The organism is Streptomyces sp. NPDC088116 (assembly GCF_044741745.1).
Classification (GTDB): domain Bacteria; phylum Actinomycetota; class Actinomycetes; order Streptomycetales; family Streptomycetaceae; genus Streptomyces.
The window spans coordinates 219,195-241,549 of the sequence record NZ_JBIUTF010000001.1; the positions used below are offsets into that span (position 1 = coordinate 219,195).

Here is a 22,355-nt window from a genome sequence, read left to right on the forward strand (position 1 = left end):
CAGGGGTGACCTGCCTGAGGGCGCGGGCCCACGACCGCCATTCGCTGGATGAAGCGAGACGTTCGGCTATTCCAAGCTAAGGGAGCCGGCACGCCCTGTCTCTCCATTTACTCGGACGTCCTACTATCTGAGACAGGGATCACTTCGCCCTGCGAAAGCCAGTTCCCGTGATCCCGTCAGGAAGAGGGGGTCTCGGGGTACGGGGTTCCCGGAGGAACGAGATTCTTGGAGCACGAGACCCCGGAGCATGAGTCCGCCCCCGGGCCGGCGGGGAAGCCGGCCCGGGGGCGGTGTCCTGGAGGGGCCACGCCCCTACCGGTCAGCCCATGTGCGGGTAGCGGTAGTCCGTCGGCGGCACCAGCGTCTCCTTGATGGCGCGGGTCAGCGTCCAGCGCATCAGGTTCTGCGGGGCGCCCGCCTTGTCGTTCGTACCGGACGCGCGGCCACCGCCGAAGGGCTGCTGGCCGACGACGGCGCCGGTCGACTTGTCGTTGATGTAGAAGTTGCCCGCCGCGTAGCGCAGCTTCTCCATCGCGTCGGCCGTGGCCGCGCGGTCGTTGGCGATGAACGCGCCGGTCAGCGCGTACGCCGAGACGGACTCCAGCTGCGCGAGCACCGACTCGTACTCGGCGTCGTCGTAGACGTGCACCGCGAGGATCGGGCCGAAGTACTCGGTCCTGAAGACCTCGTTCTCGGGGTCGGTACAGGCGATGACGGTGGGCCGGACGAAGTAGCCGACGGAGTCGTCGTATGTACCGCCCGCGACGATCGTGCAGCTCGGGTCGGCGGCGGCGCGGTCGATCGCGGCCTTGTTCTTGGCGAAGGCGCGCTCGTCGATGACGGCGCCGATGAAGTTCGTCAGGTCGGTGACATCGCCCATGGCGATCCCGTCGACCTCGGCCGCGAACTCCTCCTTGAAGCCGTCGTTCCAGATCGACGCGGGAACGTACGCGCGCGAGGAGGCGGAACACTTCTGGCCCTGGAACTCGAAAGAGCCCCGGGTCAGCGACGTCTTGAGGATCCCGCGGTCGGCGCTCGGGTGCGCGACGACGAAGTCCTTGCCGCCCGTCTCTCCGACGATCCGGGGGTAGGAGCGGTACTTCTCGATGTTGTTGCCGACCGTCTTCCACAGGTGCTGGAAGGTCTTGGTCGAGCCGGTGAAGTGGATCCCCGCCAGCTCCGGGTGGTTCAGCGCCACCTCGGAGACGGCGATGCCGTCGCCCGTCACGAGGTTGATGACGCCCTTGGGCAGCCCGGCCTCCTCCAGCAGCTCCATCAGCAGCACCGCCGCCAGCGTCTGGGTCGGGGACGGCTTCCACACCACGACATTGCCCATGAGCGCGGGCGCGGTCGGCAGGTTGCCCGCGATCGCCGTGAAGTTGAACGGCGTGATCGCGTAGACGAAGCCTTCGAGCGGGCGGTGGTCCAGACGGTTCCAGACGCCCGGCGAGTTGGCCGGCGGCTGCTCGGCGAGCAGGTCACGGGCGTACTTGACGTTGAAGCGCCAGAAGTCGATCAGCTCGCAGGGGGTGTCGATCTCGGCCTGCTGGGCGGTCTTCGACTGGCCGAGCATGGTCGCGGCGGCCAGCGTCTCGCGCCACGGCCCCGACAGCAGCTCGGCCGCCCGCAGGATGATCGCGGCGCGGTCGTCGAACGCCATCGCGCGCCACGCCGGGGCGGCGGCCAGGGCGGCGTCGACCGCGTCCTGCGCGTCCTGCTCGGTGGCCCCGGCGAACGTACCGAGTACGGACTTGTGATTGTGCGGCTGTACGACGCTGACGCGCTCGCCGCCGCCCATCCGCTTCACACCGCCGATGGTCATCGGAAGGTCGACCGGGTTCTCGGCCAGCTCCTTGAGCTTGACCTCCAGACGGGCCCGCTCGGGGGAACCGGGGGCGTAGCCGTGCACCGGCTCGTTGACCGGCGCGGGTACCTGGGTCACAGCATCCATGGTGCCGAATCTCCTTAATCTGCTTTATCTGTAGGTCAGTCGGTGCGAATCGGTGCGTACCGGTGTGCGGCGGTACGGGGGTTCAGCCGCGGCTGACCAGCGAGCGCAGGAAGAACGCGAGGTTGGCGGGGCGCTCGGCGAGGCGGCGCATGAAATATCCGTACCAGTCGGTGCCGTAGGCGATGTAGACACGCACCCGGTGTCCCTCGGCGGCGAGCCGGTCCTGCTCGGCCGCGCGAATGCCGTACAGCAACTGGAACTCGTACTCATCGAGCTTACGTCCGGCGCGCCGGGCGAGGTCCTGGCCGATCGCTATGAGGCGCGGGTCGTGGGAGCCGATCATCGGATAACCGCTGCCCTCCATCAGGATCTTCAGGCAGCGGACGTACGCCATGTCCACCTCGGCCTTGTCCTGGTACGCGACGGCGGCGGGCTCCTTGTACGCGCCCTTGACCAGCCGGACGCGCGACCCGGCGGCGGCGAGCGCGCGGCAGTCGTCCTCCGTACGGAAGAGGTACGACTGGACGACGGCGCCCGTCTCCGGGAAGCGCGCGAACAGCTCGCCGTGGATGGCGAGCGTCGAGTCGGCGGTGGTGTGGTCCTCCATGTCGAGGGTGACCGTGGTGCCGATCGCGGCGGCGGCCTCGACGACGGCGGTGACGTTCTTCAGCGCGAGATCGTGGCCGCCGGGCAGGGCCTGCCCGAAGGAGGACAGCTTGACCGACATCTCGGCGCGCGTCCCCAGCTCCAGCGGCGCGAGGGCCTCGATCAGCCGCAGATAGGAGTCCCGGGCGAGCAGCGCGGCGGCCGGGTCGGTGATGTCCTCACCGAGGACGTCGAGCGTGACCTCCAGGCCCCGGTCGGCCATGGCCTGGATGACGGGCGCGGTCTCCTCGACCGATTCACCCGCGACGAAACGCTTCACCACGGGCTTGGTGACCGGTGCGGCCGAGACGGCACGGCGCATGGCTTCGCTGCGGGACGCGGCGAGGATCACGGGACCCAGCACAGGGCACCTCCACGGTAGGACGAGCGGGGCCGGACCGGAGTGGATCAGAAATGACCAGGTCCGGTACGGCACGCGGAACCACTGTGAAACCTAGGGACCGCTCCGATCCTCTGCCATCGACAGCTGTCACGCATCCGTGGCCCGGATCTCAGACATTTGTCTGAAGGCGGTGCGAGAATGTCCGGATGAAAGGCGATTACCAGGACCTGGTGGACGAGATCTCGGCACTGCTCGGTGTCCCCGCGACCCTGGAGAACCGGGACTTCGGGCTGATCGCCTTCGGCGCGCACGACAGCGAGGACGACACGGCGATGGACCCCGTCCGGACCCGCTCGATCCTGACCAGGAAGTCGACCCCGGCGGTCCGCGCGTGGTTCGAGGCCTTCGGCATCACCCGCGCCGCGGAACCGGTCCGTATCCCGGCGGCCCCGGAGGCGGGGGTGTTCCGGGACCGGATCTGTCTGCCCGTACGGCACCGGGGCATGGTGCTCGGCTACGTCTGGCTGCTCGGCGACTCCGACCCCGGCCCGAGCGAGGCCCGGCTGGCGGCGGCCATGGAGGTGACGTCCCGGATCGGCGACCTGCTGGCCGAGGAGGTGAAGGCCGGCACGGACCTCTCCCGTGAGCTGCGGGCCGTGCTCACGGCGGAGCCCGGCTGGCAGCGGGACATGGCGGTGGCGACGCTGCGCACCGCGCTGGGGCCGGGCGCGGACGGGCTGCATGTGGTGGCGTGTGTGGCGCCGTGGCGGGGCGAGGAGCCACGCGTACGGGCGGTACCGGGGACGGCGGCGCTGTGCACGCTGCCGTACGGGCCGGGGCCGGAGCGGTCCGCGTACGTGTCCGAGCATGCGGGGCCGGACGCCTTCCCGGCGGCCGAGGACAGCGCCGCCGGGAAGGAATCCGGCGGCGTCGAGGCACTGGCCCTGCTCGTACGGCTCCGCTCGACGGACGCGCTCCCGCCCGTCCTCACCGCCGTGTCCCGGCTGCGCGAGGGCGCGGGCCCGGAAGCCGCGGCCGGGGCCGGGGCGCCGCGCCGGGGCCCGGCGGAGCTGCCCGCGGCCTGGCGGGAGGCGGTCGCGGCGGCCCGCGCGTCCGTGGCGCGGCCCCACCTCGGCCCGGTCGCGCAGTGGGCGTCGATGGGCGCGTACCGCCTGCTGACCGCACTCCCCACCGAGCCCGACCCCGCCGTCCGGCCGCTGCTCACACGGGCCCACGGCGAACTGGCGCACACCGCCGAGGTGTTCCTCGACTGCGCGGGCCAGGCGGGCCGCACGGCGGCGGCCCTGGGCATCCACCGCCAGACGCTCTACTACCGGCTCTCCCGGATCGAACAGCTGACGGGCCTGGACCTGGACGAGGGCGAGGACCGCCTTCTCCTCCACATGGCACTGAAGTCGGCCCGGCTCTGACCTGCCGCGATCCGGCGGGGGTCCGGCCGGTCCTGGTGGCCGCCGACATGCCCGAAGGGCCCGGTGGAAGCCACCGGGCCCTTCGGATCGTTCACCTCGCGACCGGGTCAGTTCACGACCAGGTCAGTTCACCACCGGGCCAGTTCACCACCACGTCGCTTCGCGACCGCGTCGGTTCAGTCGGTCAGGTCCACCGAGCGCGCCGAGGCCGCGCCGATCTCCTCGGAGATCTCGGCGAGCACGGCCGCCGGTACGTTGTCGTCGACGGTGAGAACGACCAGCGCCTCGCCGCCCTCCTCCGCGCGCGAGACCTGCATCCCCGCGATGTTCAGCCCGGCCTCGCCGAGGATCCGGCCGACCGTGCCGACCACACCGGGACGGTCCTCGTACCGGAGCACGATCATGTGCTCGGCCAGCGCCAGGTCCGTGTCGAACTCGCCGATTGCGACCATCTTCTGGAGGTGCTTGGGGCCCGCCAGCGTGCCGGAGACCGAGACCTCCTCGCCACTGGCGAGGGTGCCGCGCACCGTGACGACATTGCGGTGGTTCGGGGACTCGCTCGACGTGGTCAGCCGGACCTCCACGCCACGCTCCTGCGCGAACAGCGGGGCGTTGACGTAACTGACGGTCTCGGCGACGACATCCTCGAACACGCCCTTGAGCGCGGAGAGTTCGAGCACCTTCACGTCGTGCTGGGTGATCTCGCCGTACACCTCGACGTCGAGACGGGCCGCGACCTCGCCCGCGAGCGCGGTGAAGATCCGGCCGAGCTTCTCGGCGAGCGGCAGACCCGGGCGGACGTCCTCGGCGATGACCCCGCCCTGGACGTTGACCGCGTCCGGCACCAGTTCACCGGCGAGCGCGAGACGCACGGACCTGGCGACCGCGATGCCCGCCTTCTCCTGCGCCTCGTCGGTGGACGCGCCCAGGTGCGGGGTGCAGACGACCTGGTCGAACTGGAACAGCGGGGAGTCCGTGCAGGGCTCCTTCGCGTACACGTCCAGGCCGGCGCCCGCGACGCGGCCCTCCTTGAGCGCGGAGTGCAGCGCTTCCTCGTCGACGATCCCGCCGCGCGCGGCGTTGACGATCCGCACCGACGGCTTGACCTTGTGCAGCGCCTCGTCACCGATCAGGCCGAGCGTCTCGGGGGTCTTGGGCAGGTGCACGGTGATGAAGTCCGACACCTCCAGCAGCTCGTCCAGCGTCAGCAGCTTGACGCCCATCTGGGCGGCGCGGGCCGGCTGTACGTAGGGGTCGTACGCGACGATCTTCATGCCGAAGGCGGACATCCGCTGCGCGACCAGTACGCCGATCCGGCCGAGGCCGACGACACCCAGGGTCTTCTCGCTCAGCTCGACGCCCGTGTACTTGGAGCGCTTCCACTCGCCGTTCTTCAGGGCGGTGTTGGCCTGCGGGATGTTGCGCGCGGTGGCGACCAGCAGACCGCAGGCCAGTTCGGCGGCGGTGACGATGTTGGAGGTCGGCGCGTTGACGACCATCACGCCGGCCTTGGTGGCGGCGGAGACATCGACATTGTCGAGCCCGACCCCCGCTCGGGCGACGACCCTCAGCTTCGGCGCCGCGGCGACGGCCTCGGCGTCGACCTTGGTCGCGGAGCGGACGAGGATCGCGTCCACGTCGGCGATCGCCGGCAGCAGCTCCGCGCGGTCGGCGCCGTTGCAGTGCCGGATCTCGAAGTCCGGACCGAGCGCGTCGACGGTGGCGGGCGAAAGCTCTTCGGCGATGAGTACGACAGGTTTCGAGCTCACGTGAGTCCTCACAAGTCCCATTGCGGACGGCCGTCCCGACGGCCGCAGGCGGTGGAGGGGAAGGGGGTGTCTGTTACGGATCAGGCCGGGCCTGCGGCTTCATCCGTACACACCCCCAGCCGCGTGGAAGACGCACGACGCTGTGGGCCCTGACGCGTATGTCTCGTGCAGTGTAGTGCCGCCACCGGGCGGATTTCTGCCCGTCTACCAGGGTCACTCGTCCGTGCGGTCCCCACACCGGCTCAGGGCGTACCGCGAAAGTCGCGCCGAGACGGAGCGAGCGACGCGGGTGCGGTGCACCGGACGTCGCGGCCCCCGCCCCGCGGGCGGACGGCGCCGCATTCGCGATACGCGACAGCGGCGGGCGCCCCGGCTCGTCCCCGGCCCGGACGCCCGCCGCACGGTGTTACGCGTCCGGGTCGTCGACCCAGCTCATGAGCTTGCGCAGCTCACGGCCCGTGGTCTCCAGCAGGTGCTCGCTGTCGGCCTTCTTGTACTCGTTGTACTTCTTCAGACCGCCGTGGTACTCGTCCATCCAGTTCTTGGCGAACGTGCCGTCCTGGATCTCGGACAGGATCTTCTTCATCTCGACCTTGGTCTGGTCGTTGATGACGCGCGGGCCGCTGACGTAGTCGCCCCACTCGGCGGTCTCGGAGATCGACCAGCGCATCTTCTCCAGGCCGCCCTCGTACATGAGGTCCACGATCAGCTTCAGCTCGTGGAGGCACTCGAAGTACGCGATCTCCGGCTGGTAGCCGGCCTCGGTCAGGGTCTCGAAGCCCGCCTTGACCAGCGCGGCGGTACCGCCGCAGAGCACGGCCTGCTCACCGAACAGGTCGGTCTCGGTCTCCTCGGTGAAGGTCGTCTTGATGACGCCGGCGCGGGTGCCGCCGATGCCCTTCGCGTACGAGAGGGCCAGCTCGAAGGCCTTGCCCGTGGGGTTCTGCTCGACGGCGGCGATGCACGGAACGCCGCGGCCCTCCTCGTACTGGCGGCGGACCAGGTGGCCCGGTCCCTTGGGGGCGACCATCGCGACATCGACGTTGGCCGGCGGCTTGATGAAGCCGTAGCGGATGTTGAGGCCGTGACCGAAGAACAGCGCGTCGCCGTCCTTCAGGTTGTCCTTGACGGACTCCTCGTAGACCTGGGACTGGATCGGGTCCGGCACCAGGATCATGATGACGTCGGCCTCGGTGGCGGCCTCCGCCGGCGTCACCACGCGCAGGCCCTGCTCCTCGGCCTTGGCCTTGGACTTGGAGCCCTCGTGCAGACCGACCCGGACGTCGACACCCGAGTCACGGAGCGACAGCGCGTGGGCATGGCCCTGGCTGCCGTAACCGATGACCGCGACCTTGCGGTTCTGGATGATGGACAGGTCGGCATCGTCGTCGTAGAACAGCTCGGCCACTGGGTCTTCTCCTTGGTGTGCGCTGCATGAATGAACGCAGCTGTGAAATGTCGCAGCTTGTGTCCCACCGTACGGCGGGACGTTCGAAGCCGGTCGCCCGGTCTCGCCATACGAACCGGACGGACCGGCCGCGGCGGACGGGAAGGGGAGGGCGTACTGAGAGGGCGCGGGCCCGGACAGGCCTAGGCGCTGCGGTCGAGGGCCCGCAGGCTGCGGTCCGTGATGGACCGGCCACCGCGCCCTATGGCGATCGTCCCGGACTGCACCAGCTCCTTGATGCCGAACGGCTCCAGCATCTTGAGCATCGCGTCGAGCTTGTCACTCGAACCGGTGGCCTCGATCGTGACGGCCTCGGGCGAGACGTCGACGGTCTTGGCACGGAACAGCTGGACGATCTCGACGATCTGGGAGCGGGTCTCGTTGTCGGCTCGAACCTTCACCAGGACGAGCTCGCGCTGGATCGCAGCGCCGGGCTCGAGTTCGACGATCTTCAGGACGTTCACCAGCTTGTTGAGCTGCTTCGTCACCTGCTCCAGGGGCAGTTCCTCGACATTGACCACGATGGTGATGCGGGAGATGTCGGGGTGTTCTGTGACACCGACGGCGAGAGAGTCGATGTTGAAGCCGCGGCGGGAGAACAGGGCGGCGATCCGGGCGAGGATGCCGGGGGTGTTCTCCACCAGGACGGAGAGTGTGTGCTTGGACATGGTGTCGGTCTCTCTCGGCTCAGTCGTCTTCTGGTCGTCGGTGGTCAGTCGTCTTCGTTGTCGCCGAAGTCGGGGCGGACCCCCAGCGCGGCCATGACCTCGTCGTTCGAGGTGCCGGCGGCGACCATCGGCCACACCTGCGCGTCCTCGTGGACGATGAAGTCGACCACGACCGGGCGGTCGTTGATCGCGTTGGCCTTGGCGATCACCGCGTCCAGCTCGTCCGGGGACTCGCAGCGCATGGCGACACAGCCCATGGCCTCGGACAGCTTCACGAAGTCGGGGACGCGGGTGCCGCCGCTGGGGCCGCCGTCCGTCTCCGTGCTGGAGTGGAGCACGGTGTTGGAGTAGCGCTGGTTGTAGAAGAGGGTCTGCCACTGGCGGACCATCCCGAGCGCGCCGTTGTTGATGATGGCGACCTTGATCGGGATGTTGTTGAGCGCGCAGGTGGTCAGTTCCTGGTTGGTCATCTGGAAGCAGCCGTCGCCGTCGATCGCCCAGACGGTACGGTCCGGCTGTCCGGCCTTGGCGCCCATGGCGGCCGGGACGGCGTAGCCCATCGTTCCGGCGCCGCCGGAGTTCAGCCAGGTGGCGGGCTTCTCGTAGTCGATGAAGTGCGCGGCCCACATCTGGTGCTGGCCGACGCCCGCGGCGTAGATGGTGTCGTCCGGCGCGAGCTGTCCGATGCGCTGGATGACGTGCTGCGGGGAGAGGCTGCCGTTGCCGGGCTGGTCGTAGCCGAGGGGGTAGGTCTCGCGCCAGCGGTTGAGGTCCTTCCACCAGGCGCTGTAGTCCCCGGTCTGGCCTTCGGTGTGCTCGGCCTGCACGGCCTGGACCAGGTCGGCCAGGACCTCCCGGGCGTCGCCGACGATGGGCACGTCCGCGATGCGGTTCTTGCCGATCTCGGCCGGGTCGATGTCGGCGTGGACGATCTTGGCGTACGGCGCGAAGCTGTCCAGCTTGCCGGTGACGCGGTCGTCGAAGCGGGCCCCGAGGGCGACGATCAGGTCGGCCTTCTGCAGCGCGGTGACGGCGGTGACCGAACCGTGCATGCCCGGCATTCCCACGTGCAGCGGGTGGCTGTCGGGGAACGCGCCCAGCGCCATCAGGGTGGTGGTGACGGGGGCTCCGGTGAGCTCGGCGAGGACCTTCAGCTCGGCGGTGGCGCCGGCCTTGATCACACCGCCGCCGACGTACAGCACCGGGCGCTTGGCCTGGGTGATCAGCTTGGCGGCCTCGCGGATCTGCTTGGCGTGCGGCTTGGTCACCGGGCGGTAGCCGGGCAGGTCCTGGACGGGCGGCCAGCTGAAGGTCGTACGCGCCTGGAGGGCGTCCTTGGCGATGTCGACCAGGACGGGCCCCGGGCGGCCGGTGGAGGCGATGTGGAAGGCCTCCGCGATGGTCCGCGGGATCTCCTCGGGGTCGGTGACCAGGAAGTTGTGCTTGGTGATCGGCATGGTGATGCCGCAGATGTCCGCCTCCTGGAAGGCGTCCGTACCGATGGCCTTGCTCGCCACCTGGCCGGTGATCGCGACCAGCGGCACGGAGTCCATGTGCGCGTCGGCGATCGGGGTGACCAGGTTGGTGGCGCCGGGGCCCGAGGTGGCCATGCAGACGCCGACCTTGCCGGTGGCCTGGGCGTAGCCGGTGGCCGCGTGGCCCGCGCCCTGCTCGTGGCGGACGAGGACGTGCCGGACCCGGGTGGAGTCCATCATCGGGTCGTAGGCGGGGAGGATGGCGCCGCCGGGGATGCCGAATACCGTCTCGGCGCCCACTTCCTCGAGAGAGCGGATGAGGGACTGCGCGCCCGTGACGTGCTCGACGGGGCTGGAGGACGATCCGCCGTTACGGGCCCGCGGCTGCGGATGCTGGGCCCCGGTGGCCTGCTCGGTCATCGGCATTCTCTTCTCGAAGCTGAGGTTTTTGCGATGTTTTGGGGGGTGCTGATGCAACAAAAAACCCCTCGTGCCGGGAGGCAGGCGAGGGGAGCGCGTCGGTGCGGTCGCAGAGCGGGAGGGGGCTCTGCTTCAGCCGACGCGCTTTCCAAGTACGAGAATTCGGGTGCGCATGGAACCGACCCTCCCCCCCGCGCGCTATGACTGTCAAGTGGGTGGGACGGGAGTCTCAGTATTTGAGCGCAGCGTGGTGTGCGGGATCCGGTCGGGGATGGGACGGGAGTGCCGTACGGGCAGTGCGCTCCCGGTGAGGACGGGCAGGGCGGTGTCGCCCGGCAGCGGATACGCGCCGCGCACCAGGGCCCGGCGCAGCCGGTACTCGTCGAGCGGCCCGGAGAACGCCATCCCCTGGCCGTGGGTGCACCCCATGGCGCGCAGGGCGAGCACCTGCTCGGGGAGGTCCACACCGTCGGCGACGGACTGCATGCCCAGGTCGCCGGCGATCCGCAGCAGCCCCGCGGTGATCTTGTGCAGCCGGGCGGACTCCACGACGCCCTCCACCAGACCGCGGTCCAGTTTCAGTACGTCGACGGGGAGCCTGCGCAGTGCGTTGATCGCCGCGTAGCCGCTGCCGAAGCCGTCGAGCGCGATCCGTACACCGAGCCGGCGCAGCGCGACGAGGCGGTGTTCCAGCTCGTCCAGGGAGGCGCGCGGGTCGCTGTCGGCCAGCTCGATCATCAGGGCCCCGGAGGGCAGGGCGTGGCGGGTGAGCAGCCCTTCGATGGAGCCGAGCGGCAGGGACTTGTCGAGGAGTCTGCGGGCCGGGAGCCGTACGGCCACGGGCACGTCGTGGCCGGCTCCGGCGCGCTCCGCGGCCTGGGCGACGGCTTCCTCCAGCAGCCAGCGGCCCAGCTCGGCCGTGCGGTCGCCGTCGTCGGCGACGCGCAGGAACTCGGCCGGGGTGAAGAGGATGCCCTGGGCGGAGCGCCAGCGGGCCTGGGCGGCGACGGAGGAGACATGGCCGGTGGCGAGGTTCACGACCGGCTGGTGGAGCAGGGCGAACTCGCCGTCGTGCAGGGCGGTGCGGAGCCGGGCTGCCAGCTCGGTCCTGCGGACGACGTCGGCCTGCATCTGGGGCGCGTACAGCTCGACGCGGTTCTTGCCGCCGGCCTTGGCGCGGTACATGGCGAGGTCGGCGTTGCGCATCAGTTCGCTGGGGGTTATGCCGGGCCCGGCGAAGGCGACGCCGATGGAGGCGGCGACGCGGACGTCGTTGCCGTCGATGCGGTACGGCTGGGAGAGCTTGAGGCGCAGCCGGTCGGCGATCTCGTGGACCTGGTGCTCCCGGGCCGCCCGGTCGGGATTGCCGTCGCCGAGGACGATGGCCGCGAATTCGTCGCCGCCGAGGCGGGCCGCGGTGTCCCCGGACCGTACCGAGTCCTGGAGCCGGTGGGCGGCGAGGACCAGCAGCTCGTCCCCGACCTGGTGGCCCAGCCGGTCGTTGACGCCCTTGAAGCCGTCGAGGTCGATGAAGAGCACGGCGGTGCCCGGGTCGGTCGTCCGGCGGCCGCAGAGGGCCTGGCGGACCCGCTCGGTGAACAGGGCCCGGTTGGGCAGGTCGGTGAGCGGGTCGTGCTCGGCGTTGTGCTGCAACTGCGCCTGCAGGCGGACCCGTTCGGTGACATCTCGGCTGTTGAAGATCAGCCCGCCCTGGTGGCGGTTGACGGTGGACTCGACGTTGAGCCAGTCGCCGGTCCCGGACCTGAAACGGCATTCGATGCGGGTCGTGGGCTCGTCCGAGGGAGGAGCGGCGAGGAACCGGCGGACCTCGTGGACGACGCGGCCGAGATCCTCGGGGTGGATGATCGAGGCCAGTTCGGCGCCGACGAGATCCTCGGCCTCGCGGCCGTAGACGCCCGACGCGGCGGGGCTCACGTAGCGGAGTATGCCGGAGGGCGCGGCGATCATGATGACATCGCTGGAGCCCTGCACCAGGGAGCGGAAGTGGTTCTCCTTCTGGGCCAGTTCATGGGTGAGCGCGATGTTGTCGACGAGCATGATGCCCTGCCGGACGACCAGGGCGAGCACGACCGTACAGCCGGTGAGGACGACCACCCGGTCGACCCTGCGGTCCTCGATGACGTTGTAGAGGATGCCCAGGGTGCAGACGGCCGCGGCGAGGTACGGCGTGATCGCGGCGAGCGAGCCCGCGATGGGACGGCCGGACTGCCGGGACTGGCGGGGTTGCGGGACGCTCTCGGGGACGCGGCGCACACCCCAGGGCGCGTAGGCCAGGAGCAGCGAGCCGGCGAACCAGCCGGCGTCCAGCAACTGCCCCGAGCGGTAGGTCTCCCGCAGCAGCGGGGAGGTGAACAGGGCGTCGCACAGCACGGTCAGGGCGAGTGCGGCGATCGCCGTGTTCACCGCGGAGCGGCTGCCCGTGGCCCGCCGGAAGTGCAGCGCGAGCACCATGCTGACGAGCACGATGTCGAGCAGCGGATACGCGAGGGAGAGGGCGGCCTGAGTGACGCTCTCGCCCTGGAATTGCGTGGTGCGCGCCAGGGCGAGGCTCCAGGAGAGGGTCAGCAGTGAGCCGCCGATCAGCCAGGAGTCCAGCCCGAGGCAGACCCAGCCGGCCCTGCTGACCGGGCGTTTGGCGAGAACGAGCAGGCCCACGATCGCGGGCGGTGCGAAGCAGAGGAAGAAGAGGTCGGCGAGCGAGAAGCTGGGCACGGGCCGGCCGAGCACGACCTCGTACCAGCCCCAGACCGCGTTCCCGCCGGAGGCCATGGCCGAGGAGAACGAGAACAGCAGCCAGGCGGGCCGGAACCGGCGGTCGCGGCCACGTGCGTAGAAGAAACAGGAGACCGCGGCGATGGCCGCCGCGAGGCTCAGCCCGAAGTCACCCATGAACAGGGCCAGTTCGTTCGACCCCCAGCCCAGCGCCGCGCCCGCCGCGTAACCTCCGCAGATCAGGGCGAGGACGAGCTGGGCGACCAGACCGGTGCTTCCGCCGCAGAACTGCCGCCTGCCGACGACGACGCTCCCGGCGCTCACCGGATCGCCCCGGGGTGCGTCGCCGTCACTGTCACGGTCGGGGAAGTCACTGTCACCGTCGGGGAACTCGGGCAGCGCACCGGGGTGTCCGGCGTGCGCGCCGGGGTAGGCGGGATGCGCACCGGATCCTCCGGCATGCGCGCCGGGATACCCGGCGTACGTACCAGGGTGTCCGGAGGCCGCTTTCGGCGTCCCTGCCGCGTCGGATCGTTGGTCCATTGGCCGTACATCGCCCGTCGCCCCCCTCGGATTCTGATCTTTCCGCCGCACCGTCACAGGTTCGGTGCAGCCCCCGGATCGGGACGATACACCAGACTCGTCACTCAGGGACATAGTTCTCCTACTCTCCGTGACGACCAGGGATATTGTCGGCCACGAGGGTGTTCGAGCGGCTGCGGAGAGTGGTTACGGGGCGATTCCGGCGGCTGTTCGCGCGGCGGTTCCCGCGGCTGTCCCGGCGGCGGTTCGGGCGGCGGCTCGTACGGACCACCTCCCGCGTTTTCGGCCGCTGTCGCGCCGTCCCGTCCGCTCCTCGCTTCGTTCCTCAGGTCCGGGGCGCTCCTTCGGTGGTGAGGACGACGTTCCGCAACTCCTCGCCCGCGGCGAACCGGGTGAGCTGTGCGGCCAGCAGCCGCTTGGCGCGTGGCAGGAACGCCGAGGTGGATCCGCCGACATGGGGGCTGATCAGGACACCCGGAGCATGCCAGAGCGGATGGCCGGCGGGCAGGGGTTCCGGATCGGTGACATCCAGCGCGGCCCTGATCCTGCCGCTTTCCAGTTCCGAGAGCAGCGCCCCGGTGTCGGCGACGGCGCCGCGCGCGACATTCACGAACAGCGCGCCGTCCTTCATCCGGGCCAGGAATTCGGCTCCCGCGAGGCCCTTTGTCCGCTCGGTGAGCGGCGTCGAGACAATCACGACATCGGCGTCGGGGAGCAGTTCGGGAAGATCGGTGAGCGCGTGGACCGCACCACGCTCCGTCGTGCGGGCGGAGCGCGCGACGCGCGCCACCCGCGCGCATTCGAAAGGCGCGAGCCGGTCTTCGATGGCGGCGCCGATCGAGCCGTATCCGACGATCAGCACGGACTTGTCGGCGAGCGCCGGATAGAAGCCGGAGCGCCATTCCTCCCGCTGCTGGCCCTGGACGAAGCCGGGAATTCCGCGCAGTGAGGCGAGGATCAGTGCGAGGGTGAGTTCGGCGGTGCTGGCCTCGTGGACGCTCTTGGCATTGCACAGCCGGACTCCGGCGGGCAGCGCGCCGAGTCCGGGTGCCACATGATCGATACCGGCCGAGAGGGTCTGCACGACGCGCACCGAGGTCATCTCGGCGAACGGCCGTATACCGGCCTCGACCTTCTTCATGTAGGGGACGGCGTAGAAGGCGCACTCGGCGGGGTCCGCGGGAAAGTCCGGACCGCCGTCCCAGAGGCGGTAGTCGAGGCCCTCGGGAAGCCCTTCGATCTCATCGGCGGGGAACGGGAGCCACACGTCCGAAGTCTGTGAAGTCATGGTCAGGAGGCTATGCGAAGCGTTCCGGGCCGATGAGGTTAGCTTGAGGACGGAACGAGGAGGGGTACGGCAGTTGGAGCGCAGGACAATCGGTGCGGCGGCGCTCGAAGTGGGGGCGGTCGGGCTCGGCTGTATGCCGATGCACTGGGCGTACACCGGCTCGCAGCAGCGCGGTGACCGCTCACTCCGTACGGTGCACGCGGCGCTCGACGCCGGTACGACCCTGCTCGACACGGCCGACATGTACGGCCCCTTCACCAATGAGCTGCTGCTGGGCCGGGCGCTGGGGCAGCGGCGCGCGGACGCGTTCGTCTCCACCAAGTGCGGGCTGCTGGTCGGCGACCAGCACATCGTCGCCAACGGCCGGCCCGGCTATGTGCGGCGGGCCTGTGACGCCTCGCTGCGGCGTCTGCAGACCGATGTGATCGACCTCTACCAGTTGCACCGTGCCGATCCCGAGATACCCGTCGAGGAGACCTGGGGGGCGATGGCGGAATTGGTGCGCGCCGGGAAGGTGCGCGCGCTCGGGCTGTGCGCGGTGGGGGCGCCCGCGCCTCGCCGCAGATCGGGAACGCATCCGCACGACGCGACGATCCGGCAACTGGAGCGCGTACAGCAGGTGTTTCCGGTGAGCGCGGTGCAGGCGGAGCTGTCGGTCTGGTCGCCGGAGGCGCTGCGGCGGCTGCTGCCGTGGTGCGAGGCGCGCGGTATCGGGTTCCTGGCGGCGATGCCGCTGGGCAACGGCTTCCTGACGGGCACGCTTCCCCCGGGACAGGGCTTCGAGCCGGACGACATACGGGCGCGCCATCCGCGGTTCACGGCGGAGATCATGGCCGCGAATCAGCCACTGGTGGCGGGGCTGCGCCGGGTCGCGGAGCGGCACGGCGCGACGCCCGCGCAGGTGGCGCTGGCGTGGGTGCTGAGCCAGGGGCGCCATGTGGTGCCGCTGCCGGGGACGAAGCGGGAGCCGTGGGCGGTGGAGAACGCGCGTGCGGCGGAGCTTGAGCTGACGGCGCGGGATCTGGCCGAAATAGCGGCGCTGCCGCCGGTACGGGAGTCCTGGGACTGAGACGACCGGGGCACAGGGGGCCGGCGGGCCGGCTGGTGCGACCGATCGGACGGGCTTCGGGGCCGGATGTGCTGATCGGCCGTCATGGGGAACCCGAGGCGGAGCGGCAGTGTAAGAACTGTAGGAACGCAGCCGTCGAAGGGATCAGAACCGTGCAACGTTCAGCAGTGACGGCCGTATGGGCCGCTGCCGCGCTTCTCGTGGTCACCGCGTGTTCCGACGGCGGCGGGGACGGTACGGGCCGTGGTCTGCCCGCCGCGTCGAGTCCGGCCGCCACCGCGTCCGGGGAAGGATCCGGGGACGGCTCCGAGGACGCGTCGCCGAGTCCGTCGGCCGCGCCCGCGAAGGGTTCGGCGAAGGTGGTGGCCACCCTGGCCCAGGGCCTCAAGTCGCCCTGGGGCCTGGCCGCCCTGCCGGACAGCGACCTGCTGGTCTCCTCACGCGACGAGGGGACGATCACGCGCGTCGACCGGGCGAGCGGGAAGAAGACCACGATCGGCACGGTGCCGGGGGTCTCCCCGGCGGGCGAGGGCGGTCTGCTGGGGATCGCGCTCTCCCCCGGCTACGCCTCGGACCATCTGGTGTACGCGTACTTCACCACGGAGTCGGACAACCGCATCGCCCGCATGGTGTACGACGCGAAGAAGCCGGACGGGCAGCAGTTGGGAGCGCCCGACACGATCCTGCGCGGCATCCCCAAGGGCACCATCCACAACGGCGGGCGGATCGCCTTCGGCCCCGACAGGATGCTCTACGCGGGCACGGGCGAGACCGGTGAGACGGGGCTCGCTCAGGACAAGAAGTCGCTGGCGGGCAAGATTCTCAGAATGACCCCGGACGGGCAGCCCGTGCACGGTAATCCGGAAGCGGATTCGGTCGTCTATTCGCTGGGCCACCGCAATGTACAGGGACTTGCCTGGGACTCCGGGAAACGGCTGTGGGCATCGGAGTTCGGCCAGAACACCTGGGACGAGCTGAACCTGATCGAGCCCGGGAAGAATTACGGCTGGCCGACCGTCGAGGGCAAGGCCGGCAAGGCCGGATATGTCGACCCCGTGGTCCAGTGGAAGACGAAGGACGCGTCGCCGAGCGGTATCGCCTACGCGGAGGGTTCCATCTGGATGGCGTCGCTGCGTGGCGAGCGTCTCTGGCGGATTCCGCTGAAGGGACGGGAATCGGCGGCCGCTCCTCAGGCGTTGCTGGAGGGGAAGTACGGCCGCCTGCGCACGGTGCTTTCGGTGGGCGGCGACAAGGTGTTGCTCATGACCAGCAATACGGACGGCCGGGGCACACCGAAGCCGGGGGACGACAAGATCCTCCAGCTGGAGGTCTCATAACGACGCACGGTGAGCGGTAACGCACACAAAGAGGTGGGCAGTCTGTGTTCAACATGATCGAGCAGCTCTTCGCGCCGGGCCGTAAGCACGCCCATGACGAACAGAAAAGACTGGAACTGAGCCGGACCGACGTGAATGACAACGACCCGGGCCGGGGCCCGATAGACCTCGCTTCGGGAAAGGTCACGATAAGGGTCGAGGAGGAGCCTGCGGAATCCGCGAAACCCGCGGATCCTGAAAACTGATCAGGACTCGCCCGTTACGGGGACGGGGAAGAGACGGAGCCGATGGGCCAGCGCGGCGGCTTCGGTGCGGCCCGAAACCCCCATCTTGGCCAGGATGTTGGACACGTGGACGCTCGCGGTCTTGGGCGAGATGTACAGCTCCTCGGCTATCCGGCGGTTGCTGTGACCGGCGGCGACCAGGCGCAGTACGTCCCGCTCGCGCGGGGTCAGTCCCAGTGAGCGTGCGGGGTCGGCGGTCTCGGTGGGCGTGCCGGGGGCCTGGGCGGTACGGCCACCGGCCGCCTGGGCGAGGCTGATCCGCGCCCGGCCCGCCGTCCTGGCGCTCTCCTCGGCCAGTGGGATCGCACCGAGCCGGACGGCGGTGGTGTGGGCCCGCACGAGCAGCTCCGCCGCTTCCGCGCGGTCGCCGTGCGAGTCCAGCAGGGCGGCGGCCCGGCGCTGCCGGGCGAGTGCCCGTTCGTAGGGCCGCCCGACCGCTTCGAAGCCCGCCACGGCGCGCGCCCAGAGCTCCGGTGCCGCCCGGCCCTGCGCGCGGGCCAGCTCGGCGTCCAGCATCAGGCCGTACGCCCGCCAGACCGGCACCAGCGTGGGCTGCCGCTTGGCGTGCGCGCGTACGGCGGCAAGGATGTCGGCCCGTCCGGCGTCCGCGCCCTGAAGGCCCCTCGCGTCCGCCTCGATGACCGCCGCCGCGCACAGCAGCGGCAGCGCGTACCGGTGCGTGCCCAGAGGGAGGCCCAGCGAGAGGATGCGCTCGAACTCGGCCCTCGCGTCGGCCAGTGCGCCCCGCCGCGCCGCGAGGGTCATCGTCAGCCGGGCCGGGGTGATGAAGTGCTGCGGCTGGAAGTCATGGCTGCCCATCGAGCTGCGGTGCACCGCCACCTGGCGCTCGGCCTCATCGAAATCGCCCCGGCCGAGCGCCAGTTCGGCGCGGCGTACGGCGACGAGGCCGCGCGCCTTGCGGGACTGGGCGAGGCCCGAGGCGACATCGAGGACGGCGTCCGCCTCGGGCCAGCGGCCGAGTGAGCAGAGGGACTGGGCCTGGTTCGTACGGACCCAGGCCTCCGTGTCGGCGAGACCGTAGCGGTGGCTGAAAGTGATGCCCTGCTCGGCGGCGGTCACCGCCTCCTCGGAGCGGCCCATGCTCTCCAGCGTGGACGGCAGATTGACACTGGCCCGCCCCAGGACCCCGACGGCGCCCAGCTCCACGGCCCGGTCGCGCGCCTCGTACGTCTCGGCGATGCCCGTCTCCATGTCTCCCGCGTCGGCGGTGAGCCAGCCGCGGGTGAGGCGGGCGTGCAGCTCGGTTCGCTCGGCGCCGACCAGGCGCGCGTACTCCACGGCGCGGTTGGCGGCCGTCAGACTGTCGGGGCCCGGCCGGTGCAGGGCGCCCCAACTCGCCACGAAGGCGAGGACCTCCGCGTGCACCGCGGACGGCTGGAGCCCGCGCACCAGCTCCTCGGCGGTGGCCAGTTCTCGCCAGCCGTCGCCCCTGGTGAGGTCCTGAACCAGCCGGGAGCGCTGGATCCAGAACCAGGCGGCCCGCAACGGGTCCTTCCCGCCGTCCTCCCCCTCCAGCACCCGCACGGCCTTCTTGGCGATCGCCAGGGCACGCTCGCGGTCACCGCCGAAACGGGCCGCGACCGTCGCCTCCGCCATCAGGTCCAGATACGTCAGCGGAGCGGACTCCTGACCGCCGCAGGGCGGATAGACCTCGACGTCGTCCGGCGGGCGCAGGGTGCCGCGCACGTCCGCGGGGGCTTCGTCCCACAGCTCCATGGCCCTTTCGAGCAGCCCCAGTTGCTCGGAGTAGGCATAGCGCTGCCGCGCCTCGACGGCGGCGTGCAGGACCGTGGGAAGGGCCTTCGCCGCGTCGTGCGCGTGGTACCAGTGGCTGGCGAGGCGGGTGGTGCGCTCATCGGCCCGTACGAGCGAGGGGTCGGCCTCCAGCACCTCGGCGTAGCGGCGGTTGAGCCGGGAGCGCTCGCCGGGGAGCAGGTCGTCGCTGACCGCCTCGCGCACCAGGGAGTGCCGGAAGCGGTAACCGTCGCCGTCCGCCGTGGGCAGCAGGATGTTGGCGCCGACGGCCGCCCGCAGCGCCTCGATCAGGTCGTCCTCCTCCAGCCGCGCGACGGCGCGCAGCAGCGGGTATTCGACGGTGGTGCCGCCTTCGGCGACGATCCTGGCGACCCGCTGGGCGTCCTCGGGCAGCGCCTCGACCCGTACGAGCAGCAGATCGCGCAGGGAGTCGCTCAGTCCGGTGCGGCAGCCGGCCCCGATGGAACAGGCCAGCTCCTCGACGAAGAAGGCGTTTCCGTCGGAACGTTCGAAGATCTCGTCCAGCAGGCCGGGATCCGGCTCCGCCGCGAGGATGCCGGTGAGCTGTCGCCCCACCTCGGCGCGGGTGAACCGGGCCAGCTCGATCCGCCGGACGGACCGCAGCCGGTCCAGCTCGGCGAGGAGCGGGCGCAGGGGGTGGCGGCGGTGGATGTCGTCGGAGCGGTAGGTGGCGATCACGACGAGCCGGCCGCGGCGCAGCGCGCGGAAGAGATAGGCGAGGAGATGCCGGGTGGAGGCGTCCGCCCAGTGCAGATCCTCCAGGACGAGGACGACCGTACGGTCCGCCGCGAGCCGCTCCAGTAGCCGGGCGGTGAGTTCGAAGAGCCGCGCGGTGCCGTTCTCGCCGAGCGCGCCGCGCTCCGACTGCCCCAGCTCGGGCAGGATCCTGGCCAGCTCGTCCTGCTGGCCCTCGGCCGCCGCGGTCAGCTCGTCGGGCAACTGGCGGCGCAGGGACCGCAGGGCGGTGGAGAAGGGTGCGAACGGGAGTCCGTCCGCGCCGATTTCGACGCATCCGCCGATCGCGACGACGGTCCGCTCCGCGCGCGCGAGATCGCACAGCTCCTCGATCAGCCGGGTCTTGCCGACCCCGGCCTCACCGCCGATGAGCAACGCCTGAGGCTCGCCCGCGCCACCGGCCGACGGCGAGGTGCCTGAGGCGGTGGCGCGGGCGAGCGCCTCGGTGAGCGCGGTGAGTTCGCCGGTCCGACCGACGAACACCGGGCTGACGGACCTGTTTTCCACAGGCCTGAGCATCGCACAGGGGTCTGACAGTGCGGCACTCGTTATCGTCCGGAGCGGGAGCGGGAGCGGGAGCCGGCATGGCGGCGGAACCGTGAGCGTTCGGCTTGTTCGGTCCGTCGGCCCGCTTCACGGATCTCCCGTACGAGCCGGTGGTGGTCCGCCTGCCGGATCAGCTCGGCCGCGCGGATCTTGTGGAGTTCGTACTCGAACATCGGGTCCCCCTGGTGCGAAGTGTTGTGGCATCTGGTGATGCCTCAACCCTCGTCTCCCAGGGGGCGCCGCCACATCGGGAGAGTGCCGCATCCTGACGGCCCGTGGGCCTTAGAAAGGCCGTGGAAAGTACGGACGGGACATACGTAAGGCCCTAAGGTCCGGGCGCGAAGCCCGTAAGGCCTCAGGGCCTGTCCGGCGGATCTTCGCGGGCCCGCGACGCCCGGCACCGCACCTCGCCGCGTTGTCGGAGTCGTCCGAGTGCGTCCAGTACGCGGACGATCCTCCGCCTTGCGAGGCACGGCACCAGACGCCGCGGCCTGATCCACGAAGATCCGCCGGACAGGCCCCGGGCCTTGGTCGGTTCTGAACCGGCCTCCGGCCGGAACGGACGAACTCAGGCAGCGGCGCTCGGCAGTGCCACGAGGAGGTCGAAGTACATGCCGAAGGAGACCAGCAGGCCCAGGAGGCCGAGGACGGCTCCGGCGACGGCGACGGGGCGTACCCAGGCCGCGCGGCCCGCGCGCTGCGGCAGCGTCAGCACGATCACGCCGACGAGCAGCGCGACCAGGGCCACGACGCCGTTGACCGCCGCGGTGGCGTGCCAGGCGTCGCCGTAGAGCGCCGAGATCTGCTGCTCGGGAGTGGCGGACTGACCGGTCTTGATCTGTCCGACGAGCGTCGCGCGCTCGCCGATGATCCGGCTGGTCCAGGTGCCGGTGAGGGCGACGATCCCGAGGCAGACCGAGACGACGGCCGCGGCGGCGGCGCCGATTCCGGCCGGGCGGTGCTCGGTGACGGTGTCGTCGTCGTGCGTCTCGTCGTCCTCAAGGGCGTCGTCCTGGTCGGCCGGCTCACCGGCGTCCTTGACGTCCTCCGTCGCGGCGGGTGCCGCGTCGCGCTCCTCGGCGGACCCGGCCTCGGGGGCGGTCGCCTCGGTCTCGGCCACCTTCGTGTCGGCCGTGGCCTCGGTGGTCTCCGGCTCGGTGGTCTGGGTCTTGGGAGTGGGGTTCATACGGCGCACGCTAGGGGCCGCGTATGAGAACTCTCTGAGAACGCGGCGCCCAGGCGTACTGCCGTACGTAGTACGGCAGGTGAGCCGGCCGCGCGTTCCCTCCACGAGGTCACCGCCGGCGCTCGCGCCACTCGGGCGCCAGGAGCGACCAGATCTCGATGTCGTGCCGTACTCCCCGGTACGGATAGCTCTCGCGCAGGACCCCGTCCCGCGTCATGCCGAGCCGCTGGGCGACCCTGACGCTCGCGGTGTTGGTGGACGACACCCGCCACTCCACCCGGTGCATCCCGCGCTCCTCGACCGCCCAGTCGATCAGCACCCGCGCGGCCCGCGTGACCAGCCCGCGGCCCGTCGCCGCGGGCTCCAGCCAGCAGCCGACCTCGCAGTTCCCGGCGTCCGCGTCGAAGACACGGAAGAGCAATCCGCCGACCAGGGTGGAGTCGAGCCAGATCCCGTAGAGCCGTCCGGTGTCGGCCGCCTGCTGCCGCGCGTACGAGGTGAGCAGCGCCCGTGCCGAGTCGAGATCGGTGGCGCTCCGGGCGAGCTGGATGTGCTGGTCGACCAGGTCCCTGGCGCGGTCCATATGGGCGAGGAACTCCTCGGCCCGCCATGGCTCCAGAGGGCGCAGCTCCGCGCCGTCGTCCAGCGGTGTGGCGAACATCCGGCTCCTCCGAGCAACTGGGTCCTGG

16 protein-coding genes are annotated in these 22,355 nt (G+C 70.7%); 4 read left to right on the plus strand and 12 right to left on the minus strand.

Annotated features, from left to right (window positions below; genetic code table 11):
• Positions 1 to 319: 319 nt before the first annotated feature.
• Both pruA and ACIOJD_RS00985 read right to left on the minus strand, forming a co-directional pair.
• A complete protein-coding gene (pruA, locus tag ACIOJD_RS00980) occupies positions 320 to 1,951 on the minus strand; it encodes an L-glutamate gamma-semialdehyde dehydrogenase (RefSeq protein WP_401907557.1) in 1,632 nt (543 codons plus the stop codon).
• 82 nt (positions 1,952 to 2,033) lie between these two features.
• A complete protein-coding gene (locus ACIOJD_RS00985) occupies positions 2,034 to 2,960 on the minus strand; it encodes a proline dehydrogenase family protein (RefSeq protein WP_401907559.1) in 927 nt (308 codons plus the stop codon).
• A 185-nt stretch (positions 2,961 to 3,145) separates the two neighbouring features.
• Here ACIOJD_RS00985 and ACIOJD_RS00990 point away from each other — a divergent pair, with 185 nt between their 5' ends.
• Positions 3,146 to 4,369, plus strand: coding sequence for a PucR family transcriptional regulator (locus tag ACIOJD_RS00990; RefSeq protein WP_401907561.1), 1,224 nt, complete (start codon positions 3,146 to 3,148; stop codon positions 4,367 to 4,369).
• 176 nt (positions 4,370 to 4,545) lie between these two features.
• On the opposite strand, the gene serA is transcribed toward ACIOJD_RS00990, so the two are convergent.
• The 6 genes from serA to ACIOJD_RS01020 all read right to left on the minus strand — a co-directional run bounded on the left by serA (position 4,546) and on the right by ACIOJD_RS01020 (position 14,712).
• The gene (gene serA, locus ACIOJD_RS00995) at positions 4,546 to 6,138 is read right to left on the minus strand and encodes a phosphoglycerate dehydrogenase (RefSeq protein ID WP_401907562.1); all 1,593 of its coding nucleotides are present in this window, start codon (positions 6,136 to 6,138) and stop codon (positions 4,546 to 4,548) included.
• Positions 6,139 to 6,544: 406 nt separating this feature from the next.
• Positions 6,545 to 7,546: a ketol-acid reductoisomerase gene (ilvC, locus tag ACIOJD_RS01000; RefSeq protein WP_401888562.1), complete on the minus strand. Its 1,002-nt coding sequence runs from the start codon at positions 7,544 to 7,546 to the stop codon at positions 6,545 to 6,547.
• Positions 7,547 to 7,728: 182 nt separating this feature from the next.
• The gene (ilvN, locus tag ACIOJD_RS01005; RefSeq protein ID WP_401888560.1) at positions 7,729 to 8,253 is read right to left on the minus strand and encodes an acetolactate synthase small subunit; all 525 of its coding nucleotides are present in this window, start codon (positions 8,251 to 8,253) and stop codon (positions 7,729 to 7,731) included.
• Between the two features lie 44 nt (positions 8,254 to 8,297).
• The gene (locus ACIOJD_RS01010) at positions 8,298 to 10,148 is read right to left on the minus strand and encodes an acetolactate synthase large subunit (RefSeq protein ID WP_401907564.1); all 1,851 of its coding nucleotides are present in this window, start codon (positions 10,146 to 10,148) and stop codon (positions 8,298 to 8,300) included.
• A gap of 207 nt (positions 10,149 to 10,355) precedes the next feature.
• The gene (locus ACIOJD_RS01015; RefSeq protein WP_401907566.1) at positions 10,356 to 13,424 is read right to left on the minus strand and encodes a putative bifunctional diguanylate cyclase/phosphodiesterase; all 3,069 of its coding nucleotides are present in this window, start codon (positions 13,422 to 13,424) and stop codon (positions 10,356 to 10,358) included.
• A 325-nt stretch (positions 13,425 to 13,749) separates the two neighbouring features.
• Positions 13,750 to 14,712: a 2-hydroxyacid dehydrogenase gene (locus ACIOJD_RS01020; RefSeq protein WP_401907568.1), complete on the minus strand. Its 963-nt coding sequence runs from the start codon at positions 14,710 to 14,712 to the stop codon at positions 13,750 to 13,752.
• Positions 14,713 to 14,785: 73 nt separating this feature from the next.
• Between ACIOJD_RS01020 and ACIOJD_RS01025 the strand changes: the two genes are divergently transcribed.
• The 3 genes from ACIOJD_RS01025 (at position 14,786) to ACIOJD_RS01035 (ending at position 17,363) form a co-directional block, all read left to right on the plus strand.
• Positions 14,786 to 15,781 (plus strand): aldo/keto reductase, encoded by a 996-nt coding sequence (locus ACIOJD_RS01025; protein WP_401907570.1) that lies wholly within the window; start codon positions 14,786 to 14,788, stop codon positions 15,779 to 15,781.
• Between the two features lie 152 nt (positions 15,782 to 15,933).
• Entirely contained in the window at positions 15,934 to 17,118 is a 1,185-nt protein-coding gene (locus tag ACIOJD_RS01030; RefSeq protein ID WP_401907571.1) for a PQQ-dependent sugar dehydrogenase, read from the plus strand.
• A gap of 44 nt (positions 17,119 to 17,162) precedes the next feature.
• Positions 17,163 to 17,363: a DUF6191 domain-containing protein gene (locus ACIOJD_RS01035; RefSeq protein WP_401907572.1), complete on the plus strand. Its 201-nt coding sequence runs from the start codon at positions 17,163 to 17,165 to the stop codon at positions 17,361 to 17,363.
• Here the strand turns inward: ACIOJD_RS01035 and ACIOJD_RS01040 are convergent, their stop codons facing one another.
• From ACIOJD_RS01040 to ACIOJD_RS01055, 4 genes are all read right to left on the minus strand, one after another.
• Entirely contained in the window at positions 17,364 to 20,453 is a 3,090-nt protein-coding gene (locus ACIOJD_RS01040; RefSeq protein ID WP_401907573.1) for an AAA family ATPase, read from the minus strand.
• 29 nt (positions 20,454 to 20,482) lie between these two features.
• On the minus strand, positions 20,483 to 20,653 hold the full coding sequence (locus tag ACIOJD_RS01045; protein WP_401907574.1) for a hypothetical protein: 171 nt from the start codon (positions 20,651 to 20,653) through the stop codon (positions 20,483 to 20,485).
• 395 nt (positions 20,654 to 21,048) lie between these two features.
• Complete coding sequence (locus tag ACIOJD_RS01050; RefSeq protein WP_401907575.1) at positions 21,049 to 21,666, minus strand: hypothetical protein; 618 nt, start codon at positions 21,664 to 21,666, stop codon at positions 21,049 to 21,051.
• A 109-nt stretch (positions 21,667 to 21,775) separates the two neighbouring features.
• A complete protein-coding gene (locus ACIOJD_RS01055) occupies positions 21,776 to 22,327 on the minus strand; it encodes a GNAT family N-acetyltransferase (protein WP_401907576.1) in 552 nt (183 codons plus the stop codon).
• Positions 22,328 to 22,355 lie beyond the last annotated feature (28 nt).

Excerpts from the sequence above, each read along its gene's own strand:
- pruA (WP_401907557.1), bottom strand. The coding sequence starts at position 1,951 with ATGGATGCTGTGACCCAGGTACCCGCGCCGGTCAACGAGCCGGTGCAC.
- ACIOJD_RS00990 (WP_401907561.1), top strand. The coding sequence starts at position 3,146 with ATGAAAGGCGATTACCAGGACCTGGTGGACGAGATCTCGGCACTGCTC.
- ilvN (WP_401888560.1), bottom strand. The coding sequence starts at position 8,253 with ATGTCCAAGCACACACTCTCCGTCCTGGTGGAGAACACCCCCGGCATC.
- ACIOJD_RS01010 (WP_401907564.1), bottom strand. The coding sequence starts at position 10,148 with ATGACCGAGCAGGCCACCGGGGCCCAGCATCCGCAGCCGCGGGCCCGT.
- ACIOJD_RS01015 (WP_401907566.1), bottom strand. The coding sequence starts at position 13,424 with ATGGACCAACGATCCGACGCGGCAGGGACGCCGAAAGCGGCCTCCGGA.
- ACIOJD_RS01020 (WP_401907568.1), bottom strand. The coding sequence starts at position 14,712 with ATGACTTCACAGACTTCGGACGTGTGGCTCCCGTTCCCCGCCGATGAG.
- ACIOJD_RS01040 (WP_401907573.1), bottom strand. The coding sequence starts at position 20,453 with ATGCTCAGGCCTGTGGAAAACAGGTCCGTCAGCCCGGTGTTCGTCGGT.
- ACIOJD_RS01045 (WP_401907574.1), bottom strand. The coding sequence starts at position 20,653 with ATGTTCGAGTACGAACTCCACAAGATCCGCGCGGCCGAGCTGATCCGG.
- ACIOJD_RS01050 (WP_401907575.1), bottom strand. The coding sequence starts at position 21,666 with ATGAACCCCACTCCCAAGACCCAGACCACCGAGCCGGAGACCACCGAG.
- ACIOJD_RS01055 (WP_401907576.1), bottom strand. The coding sequence starts at position 22,327 with ATGTTCGCCACACCGCTGGACGACGGCGCGGAGCTGCGCCCTCTGGAG.